10 protein-coding genes and 2 pseudogenes (1 of these 12 running past the window's edge) are annotated in these 25,099 nt (G+C 71.5%); 11 read left to right on the forward strand and 1 reads right to left on the reverse strand.

Translation table 11 applies throughout. From position 1 onward, the window contains the following. From AB0E05_RS32305 to AB0E05_RS32345, 9 genes and pseudogenes are all read left to right on the forward strand, one after another. Window positions 1-13,874 carry the 3' portion of an amino acid adenylation domain-containing protein gene (locus AB0E05_RS32305; protein WP_361970410.1) on the forward strand. It extends 3,970 nt beyond the left edge of the window, so the window shows 13,874 of its 17,844 coding nt (coding positions 3,971-17,844); the start codon falls outside the window, past its left edge; its stop codon occupies window positions 13,872-13,874. Next, window positions 13,871-14,635 (forward strand): alpha/beta fold hydrolase, encoded by a 765-nt coding sequence (locus AB0E05_RS32310; protein ID WP_361970412.1) that lies wholly within the window; start codon window positions 13,871-13,873, stop codon window positions 14,633-14,635. Before AB0E05_RS32305 ends, AB0E05_RS32310 begins: the two co-directional genes overlap by 4 nt. Further along, window positions 14,632-15,897 carry a crotonyl-CoA carboxylase/reductase gene (ccrA, locus tag AB0E05_RS32315; RefSeq protein WP_361970414.1) on the forward strand — a complete coding sequence of 422 codons (1,266 nt, stop codon included), beginning with the start codon at window positions 14,632-14,634 and terminating at the stop codon, window positions 15,895-15,897. The genes AB0E05_RS32310 and ccrA overlap by 4 nt, the downstream gene beginning before the upstream one ends. Continuing rightward, entirely contained in the window at window positions 15,894-17,063 is a 1,170-nt protein-coding gene (locus AB0E05_RS32320; protein ID WP_361970416.1) for a CoA transferase, read from the forward strand. Before ccrA ends, AB0E05_RS32320 begins: the two co-directional genes overlap by 4 nt. Beyond that, window positions 17,060-18,307 carry a cytochrome P450 gene (locus AB0E05_RS32325; RefSeq protein ID WP_361970418.1) on the forward strand — a complete coding sequence of 416 codons (1,248 nt, stop codon included), beginning with the start codon at window positions 17,060-17,062 and terminating at the stop codon, window positions 18,305-18,307. Before AB0E05_RS32320 ends, AB0E05_RS32325 begins: the two co-directional genes overlap by 4 nt. Then, window positions 18,304-19,284: a 2,3-diaminopropionate biosynthesis protein SbnA gene (sbnA, locus tag AB0E05_RS32330; RefSeq protein ID WP_361970420.1), complete on the forward strand. Its 981-nt coding sequence runs from the start codon at window positions 18,304-18,306 to the stop codon at window positions 19,282-19,284. The genes AB0E05_RS32325 and sbnA overlap by 4 nt, the downstream gene beginning before the upstream one ends. Before the next feature lie 34 nt (window positions 19,285-19,318). After that, window positions 19,319-20,320 carry a 2,3-diaminopropionate biosynthesis protein SbnB gene (gene sbnB / locus AB0E05_RS32335; protein WP_361970422.1) on the forward strand — a complete coding sequence of 334 codons (1,002 nt, stop codon included), beginning with the start codon at window positions 19,319-19,321 and terminating at the stop codon, window positions 20,318-20,320. Window positions 20,321-20,420: 100 nt separating this feature from the next. After that, window positions 20,421-21,548 (forward strand): tryptophan dimethylallyltransferase family protein, encoded by a 1,128-nt coding sequence (locus tag AB0E05_RS32340; protein WP_361970424.1) that lies wholly within the window; start codon window positions 20,421-20,423, stop codon window positions 21,546-21,548. Window positions 21,549-21,708: 160 nt separating this feature from the next. Next, window positions 21,709-22,254, forward strand: a pseudogene (locus AB0E05_RS32345) (polyprenyl synthetase family protein); the annotation flags it as partial. Window positions 22,255-22,377: 123 nt separating this feature from the next. Here AB0E05_RS32345 and AB0E05_RS32350 read toward each other — a convergent pair. Beyond that, the gene (locus AB0E05_RS32350) at window positions 22,378-23,337 is read right to left on the reverse strand and encodes an ATP-binding protein (RefSeq protein WP_361970426.1); all 960 of its coding nucleotides are present in this window, start codon (window positions 23,335-23,337) and stop codon (window positions 22,378-22,380) included. Between the two features lie 763 nt (window positions 23,338-24,100). On the opposite strand from AB0E05_RS32350, the gene AB0E05_RS32355 reads away from it, so the two are divergent. Together AB0E05_RS32355 and AB0E05_RS32360 are read left to right on the forward strand one after the other, a co-directional pair. Further along, on the forward strand, window positions 24,101-24,337 hold the full coding sequence (locus AB0E05_RS32355) for a DNA-binding protein (RefSeq protein WP_361970428.1): 237 nt from the start codon (window positions 24,101-24,103) through the stop codon (window positions 24,335-24,337). Next, window positions 24,328-25,099: pseudogene (locus AB0E05_RS32360) on the forward strand (integrase); the annotation flags it as partial. The gene AB0E05_RS32355 and the pseudogene AB0E05_RS32360, both read left to right, overlap by 10 nt.

Below are 25,099 nucleotides of genomic sequence, written 5' to 3' on the forward strand. Positions count from 1 at the left end.
TACTGCGCTGCGACACCTCGGGCAACCCCACCTTCCGCGAACTGCTCGCCCGCGTCCGCGCCACCGACCTCGACGCCTACGCCCACCAGGACCTGCCCTTCGAGCACCTGGTGGAGACGGTCAACCCGGCGCGCTCGCTGTCGCAGAACGCCCTGTTCCAAGTGATGTTCGCGCTCCAGAACGTGGACGGCGTCACCTTCGACCTGCCCGGCCTCGCCGTGAGCCCCCGCCGCGCCCGCGCCAGCAACGCCAAGTTCGACCTGTTCGTCAGCCTGGTCGAGCGCCGCACGGACACCGGCGCGGCCGGCGGACTGCACGGCACCGTCGAGTACGCCACCGACCTCTTCGACCACGAAACCGCACAGCGGATCGTCGCCTGGTACGGCAACGTGCTACGGGCCGTGGTGCGCGACTCCGCGACGCCCATCGAGCAGATCGTTCTCCTCGATCCGGCGGAGGAACGCGACCTGCTGGAGACCCGCAACGCCACCGGGCATCCCCTGCCGCCGTCCTTCCTGCACGAGTGCATCCAGCAGCGGGCCGCCGCCACGCCCGACGCACCCGCCGTTCTGTGCGGCGGCCGGGAGCTGAGCTACGAGCAGCTCAACGCCCGCAGCAACCGCCTCGCCCGGGAGCTGATCAGCCGCGGGGTGGGGCCGGAACGCGTGGTCGCGCTCGCCGTGCCCCGCTCCGTCGACATGGTCGTGGCACTGCTCGCCGTGCAGAAGGCCGGCGGTGCCTACCTGCCCATGGATCCCGCCCATCCCGCGGAGCGGCTGGAGTTCCTGATCCGCGACGCCGCCCCGATCCTGCTGATCACCACCGAGGACGTCGCACCCCACATGCCCGCGGTCGACGTCCCCCGCGTCGTGCTCGACGACCCCGCGACCGAGGGCACCCTGGCCGGGCACGACGCCTCCGACGTCGAGGACGGCGACCGCACCGCGCCGATCCTGCCCGACCACGCCGCGTACGTCATCTACACCTCCGGCTCCACCGGCCGCCCCAAGGGAGTGGTGATCTCCTACCGGAGCATCATCAACAACCTGACCGGCTTCGCCGCGCGGTTCCCGATGAACGCCAGCGACTGCACGCTGGCCGTCGCCACCGTCGCGTTCGACATCGTCGCGGTCGACGTCTACCTGCCCCTGCTGCACGGCGGCCGGGTCGTCATCGCGGAGCCCCACGAGGTCCGCAACCCCGCAGCGCTCGCCGAACTCGCCACCGCCAGCGCCGCCACCGTGCTGCAGGCCACTCCGTCGCTGTACCGCACCCTGCTCGCCCACGCCCCCGACGGGCTGCGCGGCATGCGCCTGCTGGTGGGCGGCGAGGCACTCGGCGCCGCGCTCGCCGAGCGGATGCGGGCAGCGGGCCGGGAGGTCGTCAACCTGTACGGGCCCACCGAGACCACCGTGTGGAGCACCCTCGCACCCCTCGACCCCGCCCGCACCGCCGCCGACGGCCCGCCGCCGGTGGGCGCCCAGACCCAGAACGTCCGCATGTACGTCCTCGACGCACGCCTGTCCCCGGTGCCCGTCGGCGTCACCGGCGAGCTCTACATCGCCGGAACCGGCCTGGGACGCGGCTACCTCGACCGCCGCGCGTTGACCGCGCAGCGCTACGTGGCCGACCCCTTCGACGCGCTGGGCAGCCGCATGTACCGCACCGGCGACCTGGTGCGCTGGCGCAGGGCCGGCGGCCTGCACTTCGTCGGCCGCGTCGACGATCAGGTGAAGGTGCGCGGGTTCCGCATCGAACTGGGCGAGGTGGAGGCGGCGCTGTCCCGCCAGGACGACGTCGTCGAGGCCACCGTCCTGGTGCACGAGGCGGACGAGGGCGAACGCCAACTCGTCGGCTACGTCGTCCCCGGTGCCGCCTGGTCCGCCGAACGCGACGCCCACGAGGAGGACGAACAGGTCGACAGCTGGCGCGACCTGTACGACGCGCTCTACGCCGACCAGGTGGCCGACGGCGGCTTCTGGGAGGACTTCACGGTGTGGCAGAGCAGCTACGACGGCCGGCACCTGCCCCTGTCGGAGATGACCCGATGGCGTGCGGCGGCCGTCGAACAGGTGCTGCGACTGCGGCCCCGGCACGTCCTGGAGATCGGCGTCGGCAACGGCCTGCTGCTCTCCCGACTGGCCCCGCACTGCGCCGCGTACTGGGGGACCGACTTCTCCCCGTCGGTCATCGCGGAACTCGGCGAACGTTGGCACACGCACGGCGAGGACGAACCTTCCGTCCAGTTGAGGGTGCAGAGCGCCGACGACACGAGCGGGCTGCCCCGCGACTTCTTCGACACCATCGTGCTCAACTCCGTCGTCCAGTACTTCCCGCACGCCGGCTACCTCGTCGACGTCCTCGACCGGTGCCTGGACCTCCTGGTGCCCGGAGGGTCCGTCGTCCTCGGCGACATCCGCAACCTGCGCCTGCTGCGCTGCCTGCAAACCGCGGTCGCCGTCGCCCGACGCACCGACGACACCACCGACGCCTCCGCCGTCCGGGCCCTCGTGGAGCAACGCGTGGCGGGGGAGGAGGAACTGCTGCTGGCCCCCGACTTCTTCGTCGCCCTCGCCCGCTCCCGCCCCGACGTCGCAGGAGTGGACATCCGCCTCAAGCGGGGCCGGTTCCACAACGAACTGTCCCGCTACCGCTACGAGGTGGTGCTCACCAAGGCAGGCGCCCCCCTCACCCGGGTCGACCACCTGCCCGAGCGGCCGTGGGCCGCCCTCGGAACGCTCGACGCACTCGCCGGGGCCCTGCGCGAGGCGCCGGAGGGACTGCGTCTCGCCGCAGTGCCCAACGGCCGACTGCTCGCCGAGTACGACGCGCTGCAGGAGGTACGGCGCGGCAGCGGGCTCGCCCGGGTGGTCGCCGCCGCTGCGGCACAGGGCGGGGGAGTCGACCCCGAAGACCTGCACGACCTGGGTGACGACCTGGGGTTCCAGACGGTGACCACCTTCTCGGCGCAGGGCCGCGACGACTGCCTCGACGTGGTCTTCCTCCCCGCACACGCCGACGCTGCAAGGGTCGTCGCCTACCCGGGCGGGCCGGTAGCCGACAGCGCGCACGAACACGCCAACAGCCCCGCCCGCACCCGCCGCCTGCGCACCTTCAGCGACCAACTGCGCACAGGGCTGCGCCGCTGGCTGCCGGACTACATGATCCCCGCCGCCTTCGTCGTCCTCGACGAACTCCCCCTCAACGCCAACGGCAAGCTCGACCGGGCAGCCCTGCCCAAGCCGGACTTCGCGGTCCTCTCCTCCGGCCGCCCGCCCCGCACCCCCCGGGAACAGGTCCTGTGCGAGCTGTTCGCCGAGGTGCTCGCGGTGCCGGCGGTGACCATCGACGACAACTTCTTCGCCCTGGGCGGCCACTCCCTGCTCGCCACCCGACTCGTCAGCCGCATCAGGTCCGTCACCGGCATCGAGATCCCCATTCGACGCGTCTTCGAAGGGGCCACCGTCGCCGCCCTGTGCGAACGGCTCGACGCCGCCGCCCCCGCGCGACCGCCGCTGACCGCGGTGCCGCGTCCCGAGCGCATCCCGCTGTCGTACGCACAACTGCGCCTGTGGTTCCTCAACCGCTTCGAGACCGCCTCGCCGAGCTACAACCTGCCGGCGGTGCTGCGCCTGAGCGGACGGATCGACCGACAAGCGCTCCACGCGGCGCTCGGTGACCTCGTCGAGCGGCACGAGGCCCTGCGCACCGTCTTCCCCGACGACGGCGGCGAACCCGCCCAGGTCGTGCTGCCCGTGGCCGAAGCACGGCCCGGGCTTCCCGTCGTCACCACCACGCCGGACGCCCTGGAGGCGGCCATCGCCGAGGTCAGCCGAGCACCCTTCGACGTGACGAGGGACCTCCCGCTGCGTGTGACGCTGTACGCGCTGGAAGACAGGGAGCACGTACTGCTGTTGGTCCTGCACCACATAGCGGCCGACGGCTGGTCGATCGCGCCGCTCGCCCGCGACCTCACCGAGGCGTACCGCAACCGGGCCGAGGGCCGGGCCCCCGCGTGGACCCCCCTGCCGATGCAGTACGCCGACTACGCACTCTGGCAGCGAGCGGCGCTCGGCAGCCCCACAGACCCGGACAGCGCGATGGCGCAGCAACTCGCGTACTGGCGCCGCAACCTCGCCGCGGCCCCTGCCGAGACGCAGTTGCCCACCGACCGCCCCAGGACACGCGGGGCCACGCCACGGGGCGAACGGTTGACTTTCGAGCTGGGTGAAGAGCTGCACGCCCGGCTGCTCGACCTGGCACGGGCCCACCGCGCCACCTTGTTCATGGTGCTCCAGAGCGCCGTCGCCGCCCTGCTGACCAGGGTCGGCGCAGGCAGCGACATCCTGCTCGGCAGCGCGATCGCCGGGCGGACGGACACCGCCACCGAGGACCTGGTCGGGTTCTTCGTCAACACCCAGGTCCTGCGGGTGGACACCTCCGGCGACCCCGCATTCGGCGAACTCGTCGACCGGACCCGCCACGCCGCCCTCGCCGCCTACGACAATCAGGACCTGCCGTTCGAACAGCTGGTGGAGGCGCTGAACCCGGAGCGCTCCCCAGGCCGCCACCCCCTCTTCCAGGTCATGATGGTGCTCCAGAACGCCCCCCGGACCGAGCTGTCCCTCCCGGGCGTACGGATCAGCGGCGAACCGCTCGACGTGGGCGCGGTCAACTTCGACCTCGGCTTCAACCTCGCCGAGCGCACACCGGCCGCGGGCCGCCCCGCCGGCGTCGCCGGAATGGTGGAGTACCGCTCCGACCTCTTCGACCGCATCACGGTGGAGCGGATCGTGGCACGGCTCCAGCGGTTGCTCCAGACCGTGGCGACCGACGGCTCCGTGCGGATCAACGCCGTCGACCTGACAGCCGGGGACGCGCTCGACCGCCACCTCGTCGCGGCGCCCGTCGCACGCGAGATCGACCTCGCCCGGATCGAGGACGTCCTGACCGAGTACGACGGCGTCCAGCAGGTCGCCGCCGTGGCGCGGCACGACGCCGCGACGGGGGAACCGACGATCGTGGTGCACGCCCTGGCACCCGACGGCACGACGCCGGACGTCGACGCACTGCGCGCGTTCGCCGCCCGGTGGCTGCCGGACCACCTCGTGCCCGCCCAGTACACCCTCACTACCGCCCCCTCACCCCCCGAACCGGACCCCCGGCCCACAGCCGTTGCGGCGCCGGGCACACCGCGTCAAGAGGCCCTGTGCGCGCTCTTCGCCGAAGTGCTCGAACATCCGTCGGTCGGCGTCGACGACGACTTCTTCGCCCTCGGCGGGCACTCCCTGCTCGCCGTCCGGCTGATCGGGCGGATCCGGGACGAACTGGGGGCGCAGGTCGCCATCCGACAGCTCTTCGAGGCGCCGACGGTACGCGCCCTCGACACGGTGCTCGACCGGGAGGCACCCGTCCGTCCGCGCATCACCGGGGCCACCCGGCCGCAGCGCGTCCCGCTGTCCTTCGCCCAGCAGCGGCTGTGGGTGCTCGACCGGTTGGAGGGGCCGTCGGCGACGTACAACATCCCCTTCGCAGTGCGCCTGGAAGGACCCCTGGACACGACGGCGCTCCAGGCCGCCCTGCGGGACCTCGTGGACCGCCACGAAGTGCTGCGCACCGTCATCGACAGCCACGACGGAGTGCCCCACCAGCGGGTCCTGGCCGTCGACGACATCTGGCCGGGCACGGACCTCCGTGCCGTCACCCCCGCCGCGCTGGCCGCGGAACTGGCCACTGCATCGGCACACGCCTTCGACCTGGCCCAGGAACCCCCTTTCAGGGCGTGCCTGTTCACCCTCGCACCCGACGACCACGTCCTGTCGGTCGTCCTGCACCACATCGCGGGCGACGGGGCGTCCCTCGGACCGCTCGCCGCGGACCTGTCCACCGCCTACGCGGCCCGGAAGCGGTCGAAGGCGCCCCGGTGGGAGCCCCTGCCGGTGCAGTACGCCGACTACGCCCTGTGGCAGCGCGCCGTGCTCGGGGACGAGAGCGACTTCGACAGCCTGGTCGCCCGGCAGCTCCGACACTGGACCGAGACCCTGACCGGGGCGCCCGAGGAACTCGCGCTGCTCACCGACCGCCCCCGCCCGGCCGTCGCCAGCCACCGGGGCGCGCTCGTCGAGTACGCCGTCTCCGCAGGCACCCACCGCTCGCTCGCCCGGCTCGCCGAACGCCGCGGCGTGACGCTCTTCATGGTCCTGCACGCGGCCCTGGCGGCGGTCCTCACCCGACACGGCGCCGGCACCGACGTGCCCATCGGCACACCCGTCGTCGGCCGCGACGACAGCGCCCTGGACCAGCTGATCGGGTTCTTCGCCAACACCCTGGTCCTGCGCACCGACACCAGCGGCGACCCGGAGTTCACCACCCTGTTGGACCGGGTCCGCAGTACCGACCTGGCCGCCTACGCCCACCAGGACGTGCCCTTCGAACGGCTCGTCGATGCCCTCGGTGTCGAACGGTCGATGGCCCGCAGCCCGCTGATGCAGGTCCTGCTGGCGTTCGACCAGTACGGCGACGCCCCGCTGCACCTCGACGGGGTGCGGGTGAGCTCCCACCCCACCGGACATCTCGCCGCGAAGTACGACCTCGCCGTGAACGTCGCCGAACACCGGGGCCCCGACGGGGAGCACGCGGGGCTCACGGGTGCCCTGGAGCTCGCCACGGACCTCTTCGACCCGTCGTCCGGGGAGGAACTGGCGGCGCGGCTGGTGCGCTTCTTGGACCGGGTCGCCGCCGATCCAACCGTGCGCATCGGGGCCGTGGACCTGGAGGCGGGCGCAGACCCGTTCCCCTGGAACGACTCCGCCCGCGCCGTACCGCTCGAACACCCACTGGCCGCGTTCGAACGCCAGGCAACGGACCGCCGGGACCACGAGGCCGTCGTCTGCGGCGCACAGCGGGTCAGCTACCGGGAACTCAACGAACGCGCGAACCGCCTGGCCCACCGGCTCATCGCCGTCGGCGTTCGGGCGGAGCAGATCGTCGCGCTCCACCTGCCGCAGTCCGTCGACCTCGTCGTGGCTCTGCTGGCGGTGCTGAAGTCCGGCGCGGCGTACCTGCCGGTCGACCCCGACTATCCCGCCGAGCGGGTGCGCCTGCTGTTCGACCGGGCGGAGCCCGTTCTCGTCTTGACCGCGGGTGGCCCGGGGCCCGTGCCGGTACCCGCCCTGGACGTTCGGGAGGGCCTGCTGGAACTTCCCGCCCACGACCCCAGCGACGCGGACCGAGCAGGGCCGTGGTCACCCGACCACGCCGCCTACCTGATCCACACCTCGGGGTCGACCGGCACCCCGCGCGGTGTGCTGGTGACCCACCGCGGCCTGCCCCACCTGGCCGCCGGCTCCATCGAGATGTACCCCGTGGAGCCACACGCCCGCGTCCTGCAATTCGCTTCCCCCGGGTTCGACGCGGCCACCGCGGACCTCCTGTTCACGCTCTCGGCGGGCGCGACCGTGATCCTGCCCGGCACCGACCGGGTCACCGCGGCGGCGAACCTGGCCGACATCGTCGCCGCCCACCGCGTCACCCATGCGACGCTGACCACTACCGTCGCCTCCCGCATCCGCCCCGGCACCCTGCCGGCGGGCTTCGTCCTCGCGCTCGCCGGCGAGCAGGTGCCCGGCGCCCTGGTGGCCCGATGGTCGTCCTCCTGCCGGGTCCTGAACGTCTACGGTCCCACCGAGACCTCGGTGACCGCGACCATCAGCGAGCCGCTGGCCGGCAACGGCCGACCACCCCTCGGCCGACCGATCGCCAACGCCAAGGCCTACGTGCTGGATCCCGGGCTGCGCCCGGTCCTCCCCGGCATGGTCGGCGAGCTCTACCTGGCCGGCCCCGGCCTCGCCCGGGGCTACCGCGGCGAGCCGGCCGTGACCGCGGGCCGCTTCCTCGCCGACCCCCACGGCGCACCGGGCGGGCGCATGTACCGCACCGGCGACCTGGTCCGTAGGCGCCGGGGCGACGAGTTGGAGTTCGTCGGCCGGGCCGACGGGCAGGTGAAGATCCGCGGCAACCGGGTCGAGCTCGGCGAACTCGAACACGTCCTCCTGGAACACCCCGCGGTGCACGCCGCCGCCGCGGCAACCTTCACCACCGGTGACGGACAACGGCTCGCGGGGTACGTCGTCGCCGAGCCGGACGGAGTCGACCTACCGCAATTGCGCAGCTGGCTCGCCGAGCGGGTCCCCGACCACCTCGTGCCGTCCGCGCTGGTCCCCCTCCCGACCCTCCCCGTCACCGCCCACGGCAAGGTGGACCGCGCGAAGCTGCCCGCCCCCGACGCCACCGCAACGGGCGCTGCAGGGGCGTCGGGCCGTCGACCGGTCACCGAGCACGAGCGCGTCCTGTGCCGGCTGAGCGCCGACCTGCTCGGTGCGCACGACGTACCCGCCGACGGGCACTTCTTCGAACTCGGCGGCGACAGCATCCTCGCCATCCAACTGGTCAGCCGGGCGGGCCGGGAAGGGCTCGCCCTGACCGCACGGGACGTCTTCGAACACCCAGTGATCGCGGAACTGGCCGCCGTGGCGGCGTCCGGCCGCCCCGCACCCCGGCAGGTGCCCGACGCGGGAGTGGGCCCGGTTCCGCTGACGCCCGTCATGCACTGGCTGCGGGAACAGGGCGAGGACATCACGGGCTTCGAACAGTCCGTCGCCGTCGAGGTCCCCGCCGGCCTCGACGAAGAGCACGTCACCACCGTCCTGCAGACGCTCCTCGACCACCACGACGCCCTGCGGATGCGCCTGACCCGCGACGCCCACACACAGCTGTGGGCCCTGGACGTTCCCGCGCCGGGAGCCGTCGACGCGCGGGACCTCCTGGTGACCTTGGACGCGGCAACCCTGTCCACCGACGAACGCACGGCGCTCGCGGCCCGCTCGGTGGCCGACGCCCGGGACCGGCTCGACCCCGACGCAGGCGTCATGCTGGCCGCGGTGTGGCTGCCCGGAAGCCCGGGCGCACCGGCGCTGCTCGTCCTCACCGCCCACCACCTCGTCGTCGACGCCGTGTCGTGGCGGATCATCGCAGGGGACTTCGGCGAGGCGTGCACCGCCCTCGTCGAGGGACGAGCGATCGAACTGGCCCCGGTCGGCACCTCCTTCAAACGCTGGGCCGAGTGGCTGGTCGCCGCCGCCGCGGACCGCACCCGGCTCGCCGAAGTCCGCCACTGGACCACCGTCCTGCGCACTCCCGATCCCCGCATCGGCCACCGGGCACTCGACCCCTTCGAGGACACCGTCGCCACCACTCGATCGCTGCTGAGGACGGCTTCGCCGCAGACGACGGCTCCGCTGCTCGCCGAGGTCCCCGCGGCGTTCCACGCACGGATGCCCGACGTGCTGTACACCGCCTTCGCCCTGGCGCTCAACGAGTGGCGGGCCCGTCGGAGCACCCCGTCCACCGGCGCCGTCCTGCTCGACGTGGAGGGGCACGGTCGCATCGAACAGGACGGCATCGACCTGACGCGGACTGTCGGCTGGTTCACCACGATGCACCCCGTCGCCCTCGACCCCGGCGCACCGCGGTGGACGGACGTCCAAAGCGGCGCCCCCGCGGTGGGCTCGGCGGTGAAACGGGTCAAGGAACAGCTCAGATCGGTGGCGGACACCGGGCTCGGGTTCGGTCTGCTGCGCTACCTCAACCCCCAGAGCATGCCGCTGTTGGCGCGCTCGGGGGCACCCCAGATCTGCGTCAACTACCTCGGGCGGCTGCCCGGCTCCGCCGACACGGCGCCCGTGGGGGAGCAGTCCACACGCTCCGTGGCCCATGCCCTCGTGCTCAACACCATGGTCAGGGACGCCCCGGAAGGGCCCCGGCTGGTCGCACACTGGACGTGGCCGACCGGTGTGCTGGCGGAACAGGACGTCGCCGACCTCGCCGACCTCTGGTTCGAGGCCCTCGAAGGCACCGTCCGCCACGCGCACGGCGCGACTCCCACCCGCACCCCGTCAGACTTCCCCCTCGTCGACCTGACCCAACGGCAGGTGGACTGGATCGAGGAGAGGTGGCCGGACCCGTCCGACGTGCTGCCCGGCACCCCGCTGCAGCAAGGACTGCTCTTCCACGCACTCCTCGACGACCTCGACGACCCCGACGGCGAGCAGGACGACCCGTACGTGGTGCAGACCGTCCTCACCGTCCCCGGCGACCTGGACCCCCGGGCCGTCCACCGGGCGGTCCAGACGGTCGTCGATCGCCACGAGGCGCTGCGTGCTGCGTTCGTCCAGCCACCTGACGGGCCGCCGGTCCAAGTGATTCCCCGACAAACAGCCGTGCCCTGGGACGAGCGCGAGGTCGCGGATGCCTCAGGGGTGGTCGCCGTGGCGGCGGCGGAACGCCGGGCGGGCTTCGACCTGACTGAACCACCGCTGATCAGGTTCCGGTGGGTGCGCGTGCCCGAGGAAGCGGCCCGTCTCGTCGTGACCAACCACCACATCCTGCTGGACGGCTGGTCCCTACCGCTGTTGCTGCGCGAGATCGCCGATGCCTACGGGGGTGCGGACGCCGCTCCCCGGCTGCCCGCCGTCACCCCCCTGCGGACCTATGCGTCCTGGCTCGCCCGGCAGGACCGCGCTGCGGCCGAACAGGCGTGGCGCACCGCGCTGTCCGGCGTGGAGGGCTGCCACCTGGCGCGCGGTGCCGCCCACGGCACCGGCGGCCCCCGCCAGGAGGTGCGACGGCACGTGGCCGAGGCAGCGGCGAGCCGCATACGGGCCACCGCCCGCGCGCTCGGCGTCACGACCAGCAGCCTGGTGCACGTCGCCTGGGGGCTCGTCCTCGGGCGTCTCACCGGCCAGCGGGACGTGGTCTTCGGCAGCGTGGTGTCGGGGCGGCCACCGGCCGTACCCGGGATCGAGTCGATGATCGGCTGCTTCATCAACACCGTGCCGGTCCGGTTGAACCCGTCCCCCGGCGAAACCGTCGCGGACCTGCTGCGTCGCTTCCAGGCGGAACAGGCAGCCCTCGGCGAGGCACACCACTTCGGCCTCACCGCGATCCACCGAGTCACCGGCGTGGATGACCTGTTCGACACGGCAGTGGCGTTCGAGAACTACCCGACGGGTGGCGGCGCCGTCCAACTGGGTTCGAACGAGGGAGCCGTCGGGCTGGAGCAGGCCAGGGACTCGATCCACTACCCGGTCGGTCTCGTGGCGGCGGCCCACCCCGGAGGGATCGGCCTGCGGCTGATCCACCGCGTCGACCTGATCTCCGAGGACCGGGCCCGGCAGATCATGACGTGGGTCCTCGACGTCCTGGAAGCGATGGCGACCGACGCCGACCGGCTCGTCGATCGGGTGATCGAGCACCGGGAGACTGCTGCGCCGCTTGCTACGACCGTCGCGGAGGACGTCCGGGACCCGATCGCCGTCTTCGCCGAACACGTGGCGCTGACGCCCGAGGCCCCCGCCGTGACCGGCAGGGGAACGACCGTCACCTACGCCGAACTCGACGCGTGGTCCGACCGGCTGGCGCGGGCGCTGGTGGCCGCGGGTGCGCAAGCAGAGAGCACGGTGGCGGTGCTGCTCGACCGTACGCCCGCGATGGTCGCGGCCCTCCTCGGGGTGCTGAAGGCGGGCGCCGCGTACGTACCGCTCGACCACAGGTTCCCGCCCGAGCGGATGCGTTCAGTCCTCGTCGAGTCCCGGGCGTCCCTGGTGCTGTCCGACGTGGAGACGGCCGTGGCCTTCGGGCTCCCGGTCCTGGACCCGACCACCGCCACGGCGCCGGACGGCGGCGACGGTCCGGTGCCGGTGCCGGTGCCGGTGCGGGTGGCCGGATACGTCATGTATACGTCGGGATCCACCGGGCGCCCCAAGGGCGTGGTGATCACCCGGCGTGAGATGGCCTGGCTCGCCCGCACCCCGGCGCTGCGCGGCCCGCGCCGGGTGCTGGTGCACAGTCCCCTCGCCTTCGACGCGTCGACGCTGGAGGTCTGGGGCACCCTGCTCAACGGCGGCACGTTGGTCCTGGCGCCGCCCGGTGACGTCGACCTCGCCGCCCTCACCGAGGTCATCCGCGATGAGCGGGTCACCTGGGCGTGGTTGACCGCCGGCCTGTTCCGGATCCTCGCCGAAGAGGAGCCGTCCTGCTTCGAGGGACTGGACGAGGTGTGGACCGGGGGCGACGTCGTCCCGGCGACCGCCGTCCGTGAGGTCCTGCGCCGACACCCCCACCTGACCCTGGTGAACGGCTACGGTCCGACCGAGACGACGGTGTTCACCACGGTCCACCCGATGTGCGGCCACGACTCCGTCGAGGGGACCGTCCCCCTCGGTCTGCCTCTGCCGTCCACCCGCGTGCACCTGCTGGACCACCTCCTGCGCCCGGTGCCCCGGGAGACGGTCGGCGAAGTCTACGTCGCGGGTGACGGAGTCGGCCGGGGGTACACGGGGCAGCCTCAGCTCACCGCGAGCCGGTTCGTCGCCGACCCGGGCGGCACCGGGGGCCGTGCGTACCGCACCGGTGACCTCGCACGGCTGAACGCGGACGGCCTGCTGGAGTTCGTCGGCCGTGGCGACGAACAGGTGAAGATCCGCGGGTTCCGCGTCGAGCCGGGCGAAGCCGAGGCGGTCCTGTCCGGGCATCGCAGCGTGGCCCACTGCGTCGTGGTGGTCTCCCACGCGCCGTCGGGGGACCCGCGTCTGGTGGCGCACGTCGTACCGGCCGCCGGCAGCCCCCTCGACTCCGACGCACTCCTGCGCCACGCAAAGGCGCTACTCCCCAGGTATCTGGTGCCGGCGTCGGTCGTCGTACACGACGCCCTGCCCGTCACGGTCAACGGCAAGGTCGACCGCGCCGCACTCACCGCCCCGACGAGCGAGCCGCGCCACCGCGTCGCCCCGACGACCCGTCTGGAAGAAGCGCTCTGCGCTCTCTACGGCGAAGTGCTGGGGGTGCCCGAGGTCGGCGTGCACGACGACTTCTTCGCCCTCGGCGGAGACTCCCTGCTGGCTATCCAGTTGATCGGGCGGATCCGGCGTCGGCTCGGCGGGCAACCGACCATCAGCGACCTGTTCCGCACCCCGACGGTCGCAGAGTTCGCCGCCCAGCACCTCGTCGGCGGCGGGATCGCACGGAGCGCGGCCTTCGACGTCATGCTGCCCCTGCGCGCCCAGGGCACGGCGGCACCGGTCTTCTGCTTCCCCCCGGCCAGTGGGCTCGGCTGGCGGTACGCGGGGCTGCTCCGCGCCCTGCCGCACACCGTTCCGATCCACGCGCTGCAGGCTCCCGGCTGCGACGACGACGGCGCCCTGCCGGAATCCCTCACCGAACTCGCCGACGACTACCTGGCCAGGATCCGCAAGGTCTGCGCCGGCCCGTACCGGCTCGTCGGCTGGTCCTTCGGAGGGCTCGTCGCCCACGAGGTTGCCGTACGCCTGCGCGAAGCGGGGGAGGAGGTGGAACTGCTGGCGGTGCTCGACTCGGCACCGCTGACCGGGCTGGTCACCGAAGTGCCCGACCGCGCGACGACCCTGCGTGCGGTGTGGGAGAGCGTCGGCGACCCGGCCGACCGGTCGCCGGACGAACTGACGGCAGACGAGGCGGAGGCCCTGTTGCGCCAACACGACAATCCGATGGTGGCCCTGTTGGGAGAGCGGTCACAGCGACTGGTACAGGTCGTCCGGAACTTCGCCCGACTGGCAGTGAAGCACTCGGCGCGCACCTTCGACGGGAACATGATGTTCTTCCCGGCCCTCCGTGGCCCCGCTGAGAACCGCTTGACCGCGGACCGCTGGCGGCCCCACGTCACCGGCACCATCAGCATCCATCCGATCGACTGCGAACACCGGCACATGCTCGACAGCGCGCCCCTGCGCGAGATCGGTCGCGTCCTGCGGGCCGCCCTCGGGGTCGAGGACCCCGCATGACCACGCGCCCGATCACAGGTCACCTCGCCTGGGGCGCGGAGGGCGCTCCGGTCCGCATGGTGCTGCTGCACTACGCGGGCGGCTCCGCCGCTTCGATGCTGCCGTTGGCTCGGACCCTGCCCCGGACCTGCCACGTCGTCCTCCCGGACCTGAACGACCCTGCCGACCCGGCGCACACCTTCACCGCGGCGGTCACCCGGCTCCTGCCGAGGATCGCGGAGCTCCTCGACCGCCCCACCGTCGTCCTCGGCCACAGCATGGGCGCCCTGATGGCCCACGCGGTCATCGAGGCACTGCCGGACGACCGTCGGCGGCACGTCACCGACGTCGTCCTGTCGGGCTCCCGGTCGCCCGCGACGACGAGCAGCATCGCGACCTTCCCACCGGCGGCGTTCACCACTCGGACGCGGGCCGAGCTGGCGGCCGACATGAGCCGGTACGGCGGCTGCCCGCCGGAACTCTTCACCGACCCCCAACTGCTGCACCTGGCAGTGACGAAACTCGGCCACGACATGCAGCTCATCGACACCTACCGCACACCGGTCGGTCGTGCCGCAGGGGCCGAACCGACCGGCCCCGCGTACCACGTCTGGTACGGCCACGACGACACCGAGGCATCCGAGGCCGAAGCCCGCCGGTGGGCCGGCGCACTACCACGCCCGCCCCACCTGCGGGGATTTCCCGGAGGCCACTTCTACCTGCTGGAACATGCACAGGCCGGCCAGGCACTGCACCATCTCACCACCGCAGGGAATGGATGAACATGCCACAGGACCTCTACGAGCTCGGCTCCGTACCTCCGCTGGGCGAGGTGCCGCGCCACATGTACGCAGCGCTCATCCGCCCCGAGCGCTACGGTCTGCCCCAGAACGCGATCAAAGTCGAGGTCGTGGACGTGCCGCCGCTGGGCCCCGGGCAGGTACTGGTGATGATCATGGCTGCCGGCATCAACTACAACGGCATCTGGGCCGGCCTCGGTGCACCGGTGGACGTGATCGCCGCCCGGCAGAAGAAGGGCGACCCGCACGCCTTCCACATCGCCGGTTCCGAGGGGGCGGGCGTGGTGTGGGCGACCGGCGAGGGCGCCACCCGGTTCGGCGTGGGCGAACACGTGGTGCTCGGCAGCCTCAAGTGGGACGAGACGGCCGACGACATCCGGCTCGGCACCGACCCGGCCGTGTCCACCTCCCAGCGGGCCTGGGGCTACGAACTCAACTTCGGCACCTTCGCCCAGTTCGCCGTCGTCGACGAGTACCAACTGCACCCCAAACCGGAACGGCTCACCTGGGAACAGGCCGGTTGCTACATCGCGGGCGGCGCGACCGCCTACCGCCAACTCTGCGGCTGGCCCCCACACACCGTCCGTCCCGGGGACCCGGTCCTGGTGTGGGGCGGCTCCGGCAGCCTCGGTTCCATGGCGATCCAACTCGTCGACCTGCTCGGCGGCGTACCGATCGCCGTGGTGTCGTCCGACGACAAGGCGGAGCACTGCCTGCGCCTCGGTGCCCGCGGCGTGATCAACCGCTCCGAGTTCGATCACTGGGGCAGGCTGCCCGACCACGACGACCACGCCGCCTACCAGGACTGGTTGGGCGGTGCGCGCGCCTTTGGCCGCAGGATCTGGGACGCCCTCGGGGAGCGCCGCTCGCCCCGCATCGTGTTCGAACACCCCGGCCAGGACACCCTGCCCACCTCGCTCTACGTCTGCGACAACGGTGGGATGGTGGTGACCTGCGCCGGCACCAGCGGCTACAACGGCGACGTGGACCTGCGGTTCCTCTGGATGTTCCAAAAGCGCCTGCAGGGTTCGCACTGCGCCAACGCGCGGGAGACCCGCGAGGTGACCAACCTGATGGCCGCGGGCAAACTGGACCCCTGCCTCAGCCGTACGGCCCCCTTCGCCGACATCGCCGAGCTGCACCAACTCATGTACGAAAACGCCCACCCGCCGGGCAACATGGCCGTACTCGTCAATGCTCCGGAGCCGGGGATGACCACCCTGCACGTCGGAGCGGGGGCATGACGGGCAGCCCGGGAGCCCCGTGGCTGCCGATGCGCGACCTGCGCGTCCTCGACCTGTCCCGATTGCTGCCGGGAGGCTTCGCCGGTTCACTCCTCGCCGACCTCGGCGCGGACGTCGTCAAGGTCGAGCCGCCCGCGGGAGACCCGCTGCGTCGCATCGCCCCCGAGACGTTCGCGGCGATCCACCGCAACAAGCGCTCGGTGGTGCTGAACCTCGTCGAACCGGAAGGGAAGCGGGCCCTACTGGACCTGCTGCCCGAGTACGACGTGGTCATCGAGAGCCACCGGCCAGGTGTGCTGGACCGGCTCGGCCTCGGCTATGCCGAGTTGCGCAGCGCCCACCCGCGCGTGGTCCTCTGCTCGCTCACCGGCTTCGGCCAGAGCGGACCGTACGCCGGCCGACCCGGGCACGACGTGAACTTCCTGGCCCTGTCGGGGTTCTTCGCCGTACCGAGCCGGCCGGGCACCCGCGTGGAGCGCCCCGGCGTGCGGATCGCGGACCTCGCAGGTGCCATGTACGCCGCACTGTCGATCACGGTGGCGGTCCAGGACGCCGCCCGGACCGGTACCGGTCAGCACGTCGACGTGGCCCTGCACGAGGCGGCCACGGCGTGGGCCGGGCCACTGGCCCTGCCCTCGCTCCGACTGCCCACCCCGGCCGACACCCCGGTGCTCACCGGAGACAACGACGTGTTCACCACCCGCGACGGCCGACGCCTCGCCCTCGCCCTGGTGGAGGACAAGTTCTGGCGCGCCTTCCGGGACCGAATGGCCGGCGAGTTCCCCGAACTGGCCACCGACGTCTACGACCGCCGAGCCGACCGGACGCAACACAAGGAGACGGTGTCCGACCTCCTCGCCGGCGTCGTCGCCGGCCGCGACCTCGCTTGGTGGGCGGGGGAGTTGGCGGACCTGGACGTCCCCTGGGCGCCGGTCCACGAGACGGCAGCGGAACTCCTCGACGACGTCCACGTCCACGCCCGTCGGCTCGTCACCGCCACCCCCGGCCGCGGCAGGGACCAGCAGTGGCATCAGGTCCGCTTCCCGGTCCTCTTCGGTGCCGGACTCGATTCCCTGCGCACCCCCGCACCAGCCCTCGGCCAGCACACCGGCGAGGTCCTGAGCCGGACACGAACCGCGCACACGACCGGAAAGGCCGCTCCATGACCACCTCCGCACCTGGTGGACCTCGGCTCGACGAGATCCTCTCGTCCGCCGACCGCGACGCCCGGTACGCGCTCTTGTCGGAAGGCTCGACCGTGATCCGCGGGAGCCACTTCGGCGGCGTGGACCTGTGGATCGTCACCGGATACGCCGAGGCCGTCACCGTCCTCACCGACCCCCGCTTCAGCAACGACCTCAGCGGCCAGGACGCCATCCCGCTTCCCGGCGCCAACCTGCCGGAGGACCTCCGTTCGGTCATCACCTCGACCCTCGCCGCCATCGATCCACCGAACCACACCCGACTGCGCCGGCTGGTGGCGCGAGCCTTCACCGCCAGTCGGACCCGGCGACTGCGACCGCGCGTCGCAGAGATCGTGGAGGGCCTGCTGGCCGGGCTCACCGACCGAGCAGGCCCCGACGGCACGGTGGACGTCATGGAGCAGTTCGCCCACCAACTGCCCATCCTCGTCATCGGTGAACTGCTGGGGGTGCCGCCCGCCGACCAGGTCCGGTGGCGTTCGTCGGCGGAAGGACTCGCCAGCGGCGACCCCACCAGGATCGAGCCGAGCGCCCGTGCGCTGATCGCCTTCATGCGCGAAGCGATCGCCCTGCGCCGCAGCGGACAGGGCGCCGCGGACGACCTCCTCACCACCTTGACCCGGCCCGCGGAGGACGGCGACCGGCTCACCGAGGACGAACTGGTCTCCATGGCGCTGAGCATCCTCATCGCCGGTCACCGCACCACCGCGTTCCTGGTCAGGACCATGGCGGTACTCGTCCTGAGCGGAGCAGTCGAGTGCTCCGACCCGGCGGGGATCCCCGCCCTGGTGGAGGAGATCCTGCGCCGTCACGGACCCGCCGAGGTCGGCACCGTCCGCATCGCAACGGAACCCGTCGACCTGGCCGGTGCGGCGATTGCGTCGGGCGACCTCGTCCAAGTGGTGCTGGCGAGCGGCAACCGCGACCAGCGGCGGTTCACCGAGCCCTCCGTCATCGATCCCGCACGGCAGGACAACGCGCACCTGGCGTTCGGGCACGGAATGCACTACTGCCTGGGCGCCGCCCTCGCCCGGACCATGGCACAAGAAGCCCTGGCGGGCCTGTTGCGGTACGCGCCCGCAATGACGCCCACACACACGCCGACGCTCGTGGTCACCAATCCCGCTGCGGCACAGCTACCGGTGCGGATCCCGGCACCGGACCGCGACCGCCGGTGCCCCGGGCGGGAAGGCGGGGCACGACCATGACCATCATCACGTCACCGCAGGAGACGTTCGGCTCCGACCTCTACATCGACCTGCGCCCGATGCTGGGGCGCGAACTGTACGTGAAGTGCGAAGGGCTGAACTTCGGCGGCTCGATCAAGATGAAGGCGGCTGCCGCCATGGTCGCCGCAGCCGAATGCGCCGGCTCGATGACCGCGGACTCCGTGCTCGTCGAGTCCTCCTCGGGAAACCTCGGCGTCGCCCTCAGCGTCATCGCGGCGAGCAAGGGGTTCCCCTTCACCTGCGTGACCGACCGCCGGTGCAACGACCTCACCGCCGCGACCATGCGCGCCCTGGGCGCCACGGTCCTCGTCGTCGACGAACCACACCCCGATGGCGGCTTCCTCAAGACCCGTCTGGACCTCGTCCGTCGACTGTGCGCCGAGGACGAACGCTACGTCTGGCTGAACCAGTACGCCAACGTGGAGAACTGGCGGGCACACTACGAGACGACCGCGCCCGAGATACTGAAGACCTTCCCCAACGTCGACGTGGTGTTCATCGGGGTCGGTACATCGGGCACCGCGACGGGATGCGCGCGCTACTTCCGGGACAGCGGGAGCACCGCACGGACCGTCGCCGTCGACGCGGAAGGATCCGTGAGCTTCGACCGCCCAGCGGGCCCGCGTCTCATACCGGGACTGGGCGCGGGAGTACGGCCGCCCATGCTCGACGTCGCCCTGTTCGACGACGTGGTCCACGTGCCCGAGAGCGACGCCGTCCGGATGTGCCGCGTGCTGTCCGCGCGGGGCATGCTCTTCGGCGGCTCCACCGGAACCGTCGTCAGCGGAGCCCTGGCATGGCTCGCCCGGCACGACGCGAAGAGGTCGCTGCAAGCCGTGTGCGTCTCGCCCGACATGGGCGACCGCTACCTGGACACGGTCTACAACGACGAGTGGGTGCACGCCCACTTCGGCCCGGGAGCGCTGCGCCCGGCGTCCGACTTCGACGGCTCCTGACGTTCTGCCCACTGCGAGCAAGGAGAGAGTTCACGTGTTCGACTTCGACCTGGTGCCCGGGCCCGTGGTGAACCGGATCCTGAACGCCGACCGCACCGTTGTGACGGACCTCGTCCGACAGACGTACCTCCACCACGAGTCCGGCGAATCCGTGAACCCCGACAGCTACTTCCTGCGCTTTCCCGACAAGCCGGACGCCCGGATCATCGCGCTGCCGGCGTTCTTGGCGGCGGACGTTCAGCTCGCCGGGATCAAGTGGATATCGAGCTTCCCGGCCAACACCCGACGGGACCTGCCCCGTGCGGCGGCCGTACTGATCCTCAACGACTTCGAGACCGGATACCCCATCGCCTGCATGGAGGCCGCGCAGATCAGTGCGGCCCGCACCGCGGCCTCGGCCGCGGTAGCCGCGGACGTCCTGCGCCCCGACGGCCACGAGCACACCCGCACCGCCGTCGTCGGTGCCGGTGTCATCGCCCGCAACGTGTGCCAGTACCTCCACGACGCCGGTTGTCGCCCCGACTCCTACGTGGTGCACGACCTGGACGAACGGTCCGGACGATCCCTCGTCACCCACCTGAACGACGCCCTGGGGCAGGAAGCCGCCTTCACCGGCGACCTCGGCACGGCGCTGGAGGCCGACACGGTCATCCTGACGACCACGGCCGCCACCCCCTACATCCACACCGGCTTCAAGCCCGGTCAGGTCGTGCTCAACCTGTCCCTGCGCGACATCGCCCCCGAAGTGATGGTGCGGGCGGCCAACGTCCTCGACGACGTCGAGCACTGCATGAAGGCCAACACGTCGCCCCATCTGACTGAACGGGCCACGGGCGCACGGGACTTCGTGACCGGCACCCTCGCCGAGGTGCTGACGGGCGCCGTCACCGTCCCCACGGACCGACCGGTGATCTTCTCTCCGTTCGGACTCGGCGTGCTCGACCTCGCCGTCGGCGCGTTCGTCCTCAGCCGGGCCCGCGCGGACGGTACGTCCACGGCGGTTCCGGACTTCTTCGCCGAGACCCAACGCTGGTGACGCCGTCCCGCACCGTGCGGGTGAGCCGCCCGTAGCCGGCCCGTTGAGCCACTGCCGAATCGACATGCCGGACCAGTCCGGTGACGGAGTGTGATACGCGATGACCAGTCCGCGCCTGCCTCAGGTGAAGGCCGTCCCCGGCCGGTTCCACGACTCAGACATGACGTTCGGGCAGTTCCTGGAAGAAGCATGGTCGGTCGTCTGCCGGAGCCTGGGGATAGGCCAGCGAGCGGTGGAGAACGTCCTTGCGGAACTGCGGGAGGTGATCCGTCCGTGGGGATCGCGGCCCGTCGGAACCCGCTGCGATCCGCCGTCGTTCGTTTCCGCCGACGGGTTTCCTGCCGAAATCTCCATCAGCTGGAAGGCGGGTCGGCCCGAGGTCCGCATTCTGTTCGAGTCGCTCAGCTCCGATCGCACCCCGTTCGGCAGTCAGGAGGCCGGCCGCGAGCTCACGCGACGGCTCGCCCACAGCGCCGGGGTGGACGTCTCACGGTATCTGAGCATCGAGGACCTGTTCGTCACACCCGTCCCGGAACGCTACCGGCCCACCGTCTGGCACTCCTTGGCCTGGAGACCGGGGGAGAAGCCCCACTACAAGGTCTACCTCAACCCGCAGGCCCACGGGCGGGAACACGTCCACGACGTCGTCGCGGAAGCCATGCACCGGCTGGACCTGGCGACAGCATGGACACCAGTCGGGAGCAGGGACAAGGAACTGGCTCGGCAGGGGCATGAACTGGAGTTCTTCGCCCTCGACCTGGACGGCGGCAACGCTTCCCGGGTGAAGGTCTACTTCCGCCACCACCCCATGCCGATGGGGGAGCTGGACACCGTGGCGGCTCTGGCGCACCGCCACGAACCCGTCCGGGCGGCCCGGGCGCGCGCCGTCATCTACGGGCGGGACAGCGGCATCGTGGGCAACGAGCCGATGACCTGTCTGGCGTTCCGCGGGGGCGTCACCGGTCCCGACGAGGCCAACGTCTATCTGCGGCTGCCGGACAACACCCGTACCGACGCGGAGGCCGCCGCTCGCATCGCCCGGCTCATGCGGTTCGAGGGCATCACCCCGCGCCCGCACGCCGAGGTCCTGCGGCAGCTGACGGCGAGCCTGCCGGCGAACACCGGCAGCCTGCTGGAACTGTGCAGCTACCGTACGACCTCGGCGAAGCTTCCCGCGGACATCGGGCTGTACCTCAGGTTCCCCCTGTACGCCGCCGCTACGGGCTGAAGCCCGAGCCGGTCCAGCGAGAAGGCGCCTGACGGGCCGAAGCCCAGGTCAGGCGCCTTCCTTCGTGACAGGGCACGCGGCGGAAGCAGTGTCGTGCGGACATCCGAAATGAGAAGGGGTTGTGCATGCCTGGACTGCCGCCGCTGGCGGCCTCACCGGGCACGGCCGAGCCGAGTCGTTCGGCACGTCGGCCGCCGTGCTCGCCGGTGACCTGGCGCTGGCGTGGGCGGAAGACCTGCTGACCGAGACGGCGCTCGGCACGCCGCACGGCTCGCGTCTGCACGAGGAGTGGCGGGCGATGCACACCGAGATGGTCGCCGGGCAGTACCGCGACCTGCACGCCCAGGCCGCCCGCTCCTCCGGGATCGACGAGGCGCTGACCATCGCCCCCTTGAAGAGCGCCCTGTACCCCGTCGCCCGGCCGCTCGCGCTGGGCGCTTCGCCTGCCGGCGCCGACGAACACGTCATGGACGCGCTGCGAGCGGCCGGCCGGTGCGCCGGACTCGCCTTCCAGCTCCGAGACGACCTCCTCGGCGCCTTCGGCGACCCGGCGCTGACCGGCAAGCCGGCCGACGACGACCTGCGCTCCCGCAAGCTCACCTACCTCCTCTCCGTCGCCGCCCAGCTTGCCGACGCGGCCGGTGACCACCAGGCCGCCGCGGCGCTGGCTTCGGACGCGGACCCGCAGCACGAGAAGGCCGTACGCCTTGGCGGAGGAAGCGACGCAGCCCCTGAAGGACCGCAGTCGCGGAGGCCGCGTCGACCGCGTACGCCCGCCGGAGAAGCTGCGACGGGGACGACGCGGGGGCCGGCGCCAGCACACCAGCCATCACGCAGCGCCCCTTGGGATCGCGATCGTGCACCACGTCGTCTTCGTCGTCGCACCGCGGTCGACGCCCCGGTCCCGCGCGAGCGCTTCGACGATCACCAGGCCGCGTCCCCTCTCCTCGTTGACAGCCGGCGACCGGAGTGTGGGCCTCCTCAAGCTCCCGTCCGTGACCGCGATCAACAGCTCTTCGTCGTGGTGCTCGATCCGAAGGAGTCCGGGGCAGCCGTCGCTGTGCACGACCGCGTTCGTCACCAGCTCGGACACGAGGAGGACGGACTTCTCGATGACCTCGCGCTCACCGGCAGGGCCCCGGCGACGTACGTGTTCGGCGGTGATCCTCCGCGTGCGCCCCACCGCTTCGACGACAGCGGGGAAGTCGGCCTCGAACGGGCCCAGCAGAAGGGACTTCAAGGTGGGCATCGCGTACCTCCGGGCGGGTCGCGGCAGGAGAGGGGGAGGAGACTGCGCGCTGTCGCGCAGGGATATGACCACCGCGCCTGTCCGACGGATCTCGTCGGCTCGGGCACTCGCTCGCTGGCGCGGGCCGAGATGCGCGGATGAGGGGATGACGACGCCGTACCCGCCAGGGACCGTCGAAGCGTCCAAGAGGGCCGCGAACGCCGCAGGGCCGGCGTCCAAAGTCGTGTGCTCGGTGAAGACGCCGCCCAGGGCCAGCTCGTGACGTGCGCAGTACTCCGTCAGGGCGTGACGCAGGGCGTCAGCGCGCGGCAGGGCGCCGGCGGGCAGCCGGAGGAATCCGTAAACGACCGGCTGGGGGATGATGCGCTGTTCGGTGAGCGCTTCCACGGTGACCACCTCACGCCGGCTGAAGGAGAGGTGTCCCAGCTCGCCCTCGCCCACCGCGGCAGCGGCGACCTGACCGCCGCCCTGCACTGCATCGGCCGGTCGACCGCCCGCCCCGACGCGCCCCTGCCGCAGGTCCAGCTCGACACCGCCCACGGACACATCCTCACGAGCGACCCAGCCACCCGCGGCGGGGGCCTGCCGCCCTACCGTCCTGTCCCAGCGCGGTGGCCCGTTCTCCATCTGACCCTCCGGACCCGGTGCGGCCCGGGTTCATTCGCCGGCCGGTTCGTCTTTGCTGTCGGCGCGGGCTCTGACGCGGTGAGCGTCTGCGCCATCGCCTCCGGCAGGGAGTTCCGTTTGGTGGCGATTTCTGTGCAGAGGGCCGCGTGCTGATGCCTGGTCGCAGGCACGGATCAGAACCAGGCGGGGTGGATTCAGTGGAGTCGATATCGCATTCGCTTACGGCAGACGGAAAAAGCCGGGACGGGACTTGAAGATCTCCTCGTGGCAAGTCAACCTATGACACCCGCCGAGAGTTTTTTGGCGGCAGCCTGCTTGGCCACTGCCCCCTCGATGGAGGAAAGTATCTCATCGGAAACTCGTTCGATTTACCCTTCTTCGAGTTCCTTGGCCTGTTTCGTGGAGCCTGGTTTCATCACGCAGGATTCCTGTCCGAAATCCGGGACTTCAGATCGGCCGCACGATGCGACAGCGGTGAAGCGGCACCCTGTATAGCCGACGATCGCCGGTTCGCCAAACCTGGAATCCTCCGGACCATTGGTGGAGTTCGCGCGGGCTGCGCTTGGCGGTGGAGCCGCGCGGGCGCATGTCCCCTTGTGTGACTGCTGCGTCAGCGACTCGGCGCCCCTGAACGCGCCTTGTGGTGAAGCGCTGCGGGACTCCGTCGACGGTCGACATGCCGCATGCACAGCTGATATCTCCGGAAGGTACCCATGGTCCGTCCCCCCCCGCACTCGAACTTGCCGACGTGCTCGCGGAGATCCGCATGAGCCCGTCGGCGTTCTACCGCCTCCGAGCCCGGGGTGAGGCTCCCCGAATGATCAAACTTCCGAACGGTGAACTGCGCTGCCGCCGCGCCGATCTCGACGCGTGGTGGGCTGCGTGTGAAAGGGAAACACCTGAATGGCGATGAGCTACAAGGTCCGATTCTGGGAAATATGCGAGCGAACCGGCCGCCAAAAGGATTTTGAGGTCCGCTGGACGGTAAGCGGCCGGGAGAAGTCCGAGTCCTTCAGGAACAAGGGGCTCGCGGAGAGCCGCCGTGCCAAACTGATGACCGCGGCCCGGGACGGTGAACCGTTCGACCCCCGGTCCGGCCTGCCCGCCTCCGAGCTCCGCGCACTGAAACAGCGCACCACCTGGTACGCCCTCGCACGGGAATACATGCAACAGCGCTGGGACCGCACCCCGGGCAACACCCGCCGCACCCTCGCCGACGCCTTCGCCACGATCACTCCCGCCCTGGTGGAGCCCGGAGCCGTCTACCGCCACCCGCGCGTCCTGAGGCGAGCCCTGTACTCATGGGCCTTCAACAAGAACTCCTGGAAAACCGAGCCCTCAGAGGAGTGGCAGGAGGCCCTGGCCTGGCTGAAGCTGAACTCCCTGCCCGTGAGCGAACTGGAGGACCCTGACACCCTTCGCCGCGCGCTTGACGCCATGTGCCGCAAACTCGACGGAACGGCCGCCGCGGCCAAGACCGTGAAACGCAAGAAGGCGGCAGTCAACGAGGTCTTCGCCGTGGCCGTCGAACGCGGATACTTCACCCACAACCCACTCCACGGGCTCCGCTGGACAGCACCGGACATGGCGGACGAGGTCGACCCGGACTGCGTCCCCAACCCCGCCCAAGCCACCCGGCTGCTGGAAGCCGTCAGGGAACTCCCGGGCCGAGGGC

It is taken from the genome of Streptomyces sp. NPDC048057 (assembly GCF_040653095.1).
In the GTDB taxonomy this organism is placed as follows: domain Bacteria; phylum Actinomycetota; class Actinomycetes; order Streptomycetales; family Streptomycetaceae; genus Streptomyces.

What these genes read in the sequence shown, in the direction of transcription:
- AB0E05_RS32310 (WP_361970412.1), top strand. Translation starts at nt 13,871, where the DNA reads ATGACCACGCGCCCGATCACAGGTCACCTCGCCTGGGGCGCGGAGGGC.
- ccrA (WP_361970414.1), top strand. Translation starts at nt 14,632, where the DNA reads ATGAACATGCCACAGGACCTCTACGAGCTCGGCTCCGTACCTCCGCTG.
- AB0E05_RS32320 (WP_361970416.1), top strand. Translation starts at nt 15,894, where the DNA reads ATGACGGGCAGCCCGGGAGCCCCGTGGCTGCCGATGCGCGACCTGCGC.
- AB0E05_RS32325 (WP_361970418.1), top strand. Translation starts at nt 17,060, where the DNA reads ATGACCACCTCCGCACCTGGTGGACCTCGGCTCGACGAGATCCTCTCG.
- sbnA (WP_361970420.1), top strand. Translation starts at nt 18,304, where the DNA reads ATGACCATCATCACGTCACCGCAGGAGACGTTCGGCTCCGACCTCTAC.
- AB0E05_RS32340 (WP_361970424.1), top strand. Translation starts at nt 20,421, where the DNA reads ATGACCAGTCCGCGCCTGCCTCAGGTGAAGGCCGTCCCCGGCCGGTTC.
- AB0E05_RS32355 (WP_361970428.1), top strand. Translation starts at nt 24,101, where the DNA reads ATGCCGCATGCACAGCTGATATCTCCGGAAGGTACCCATGGTCCGTCC.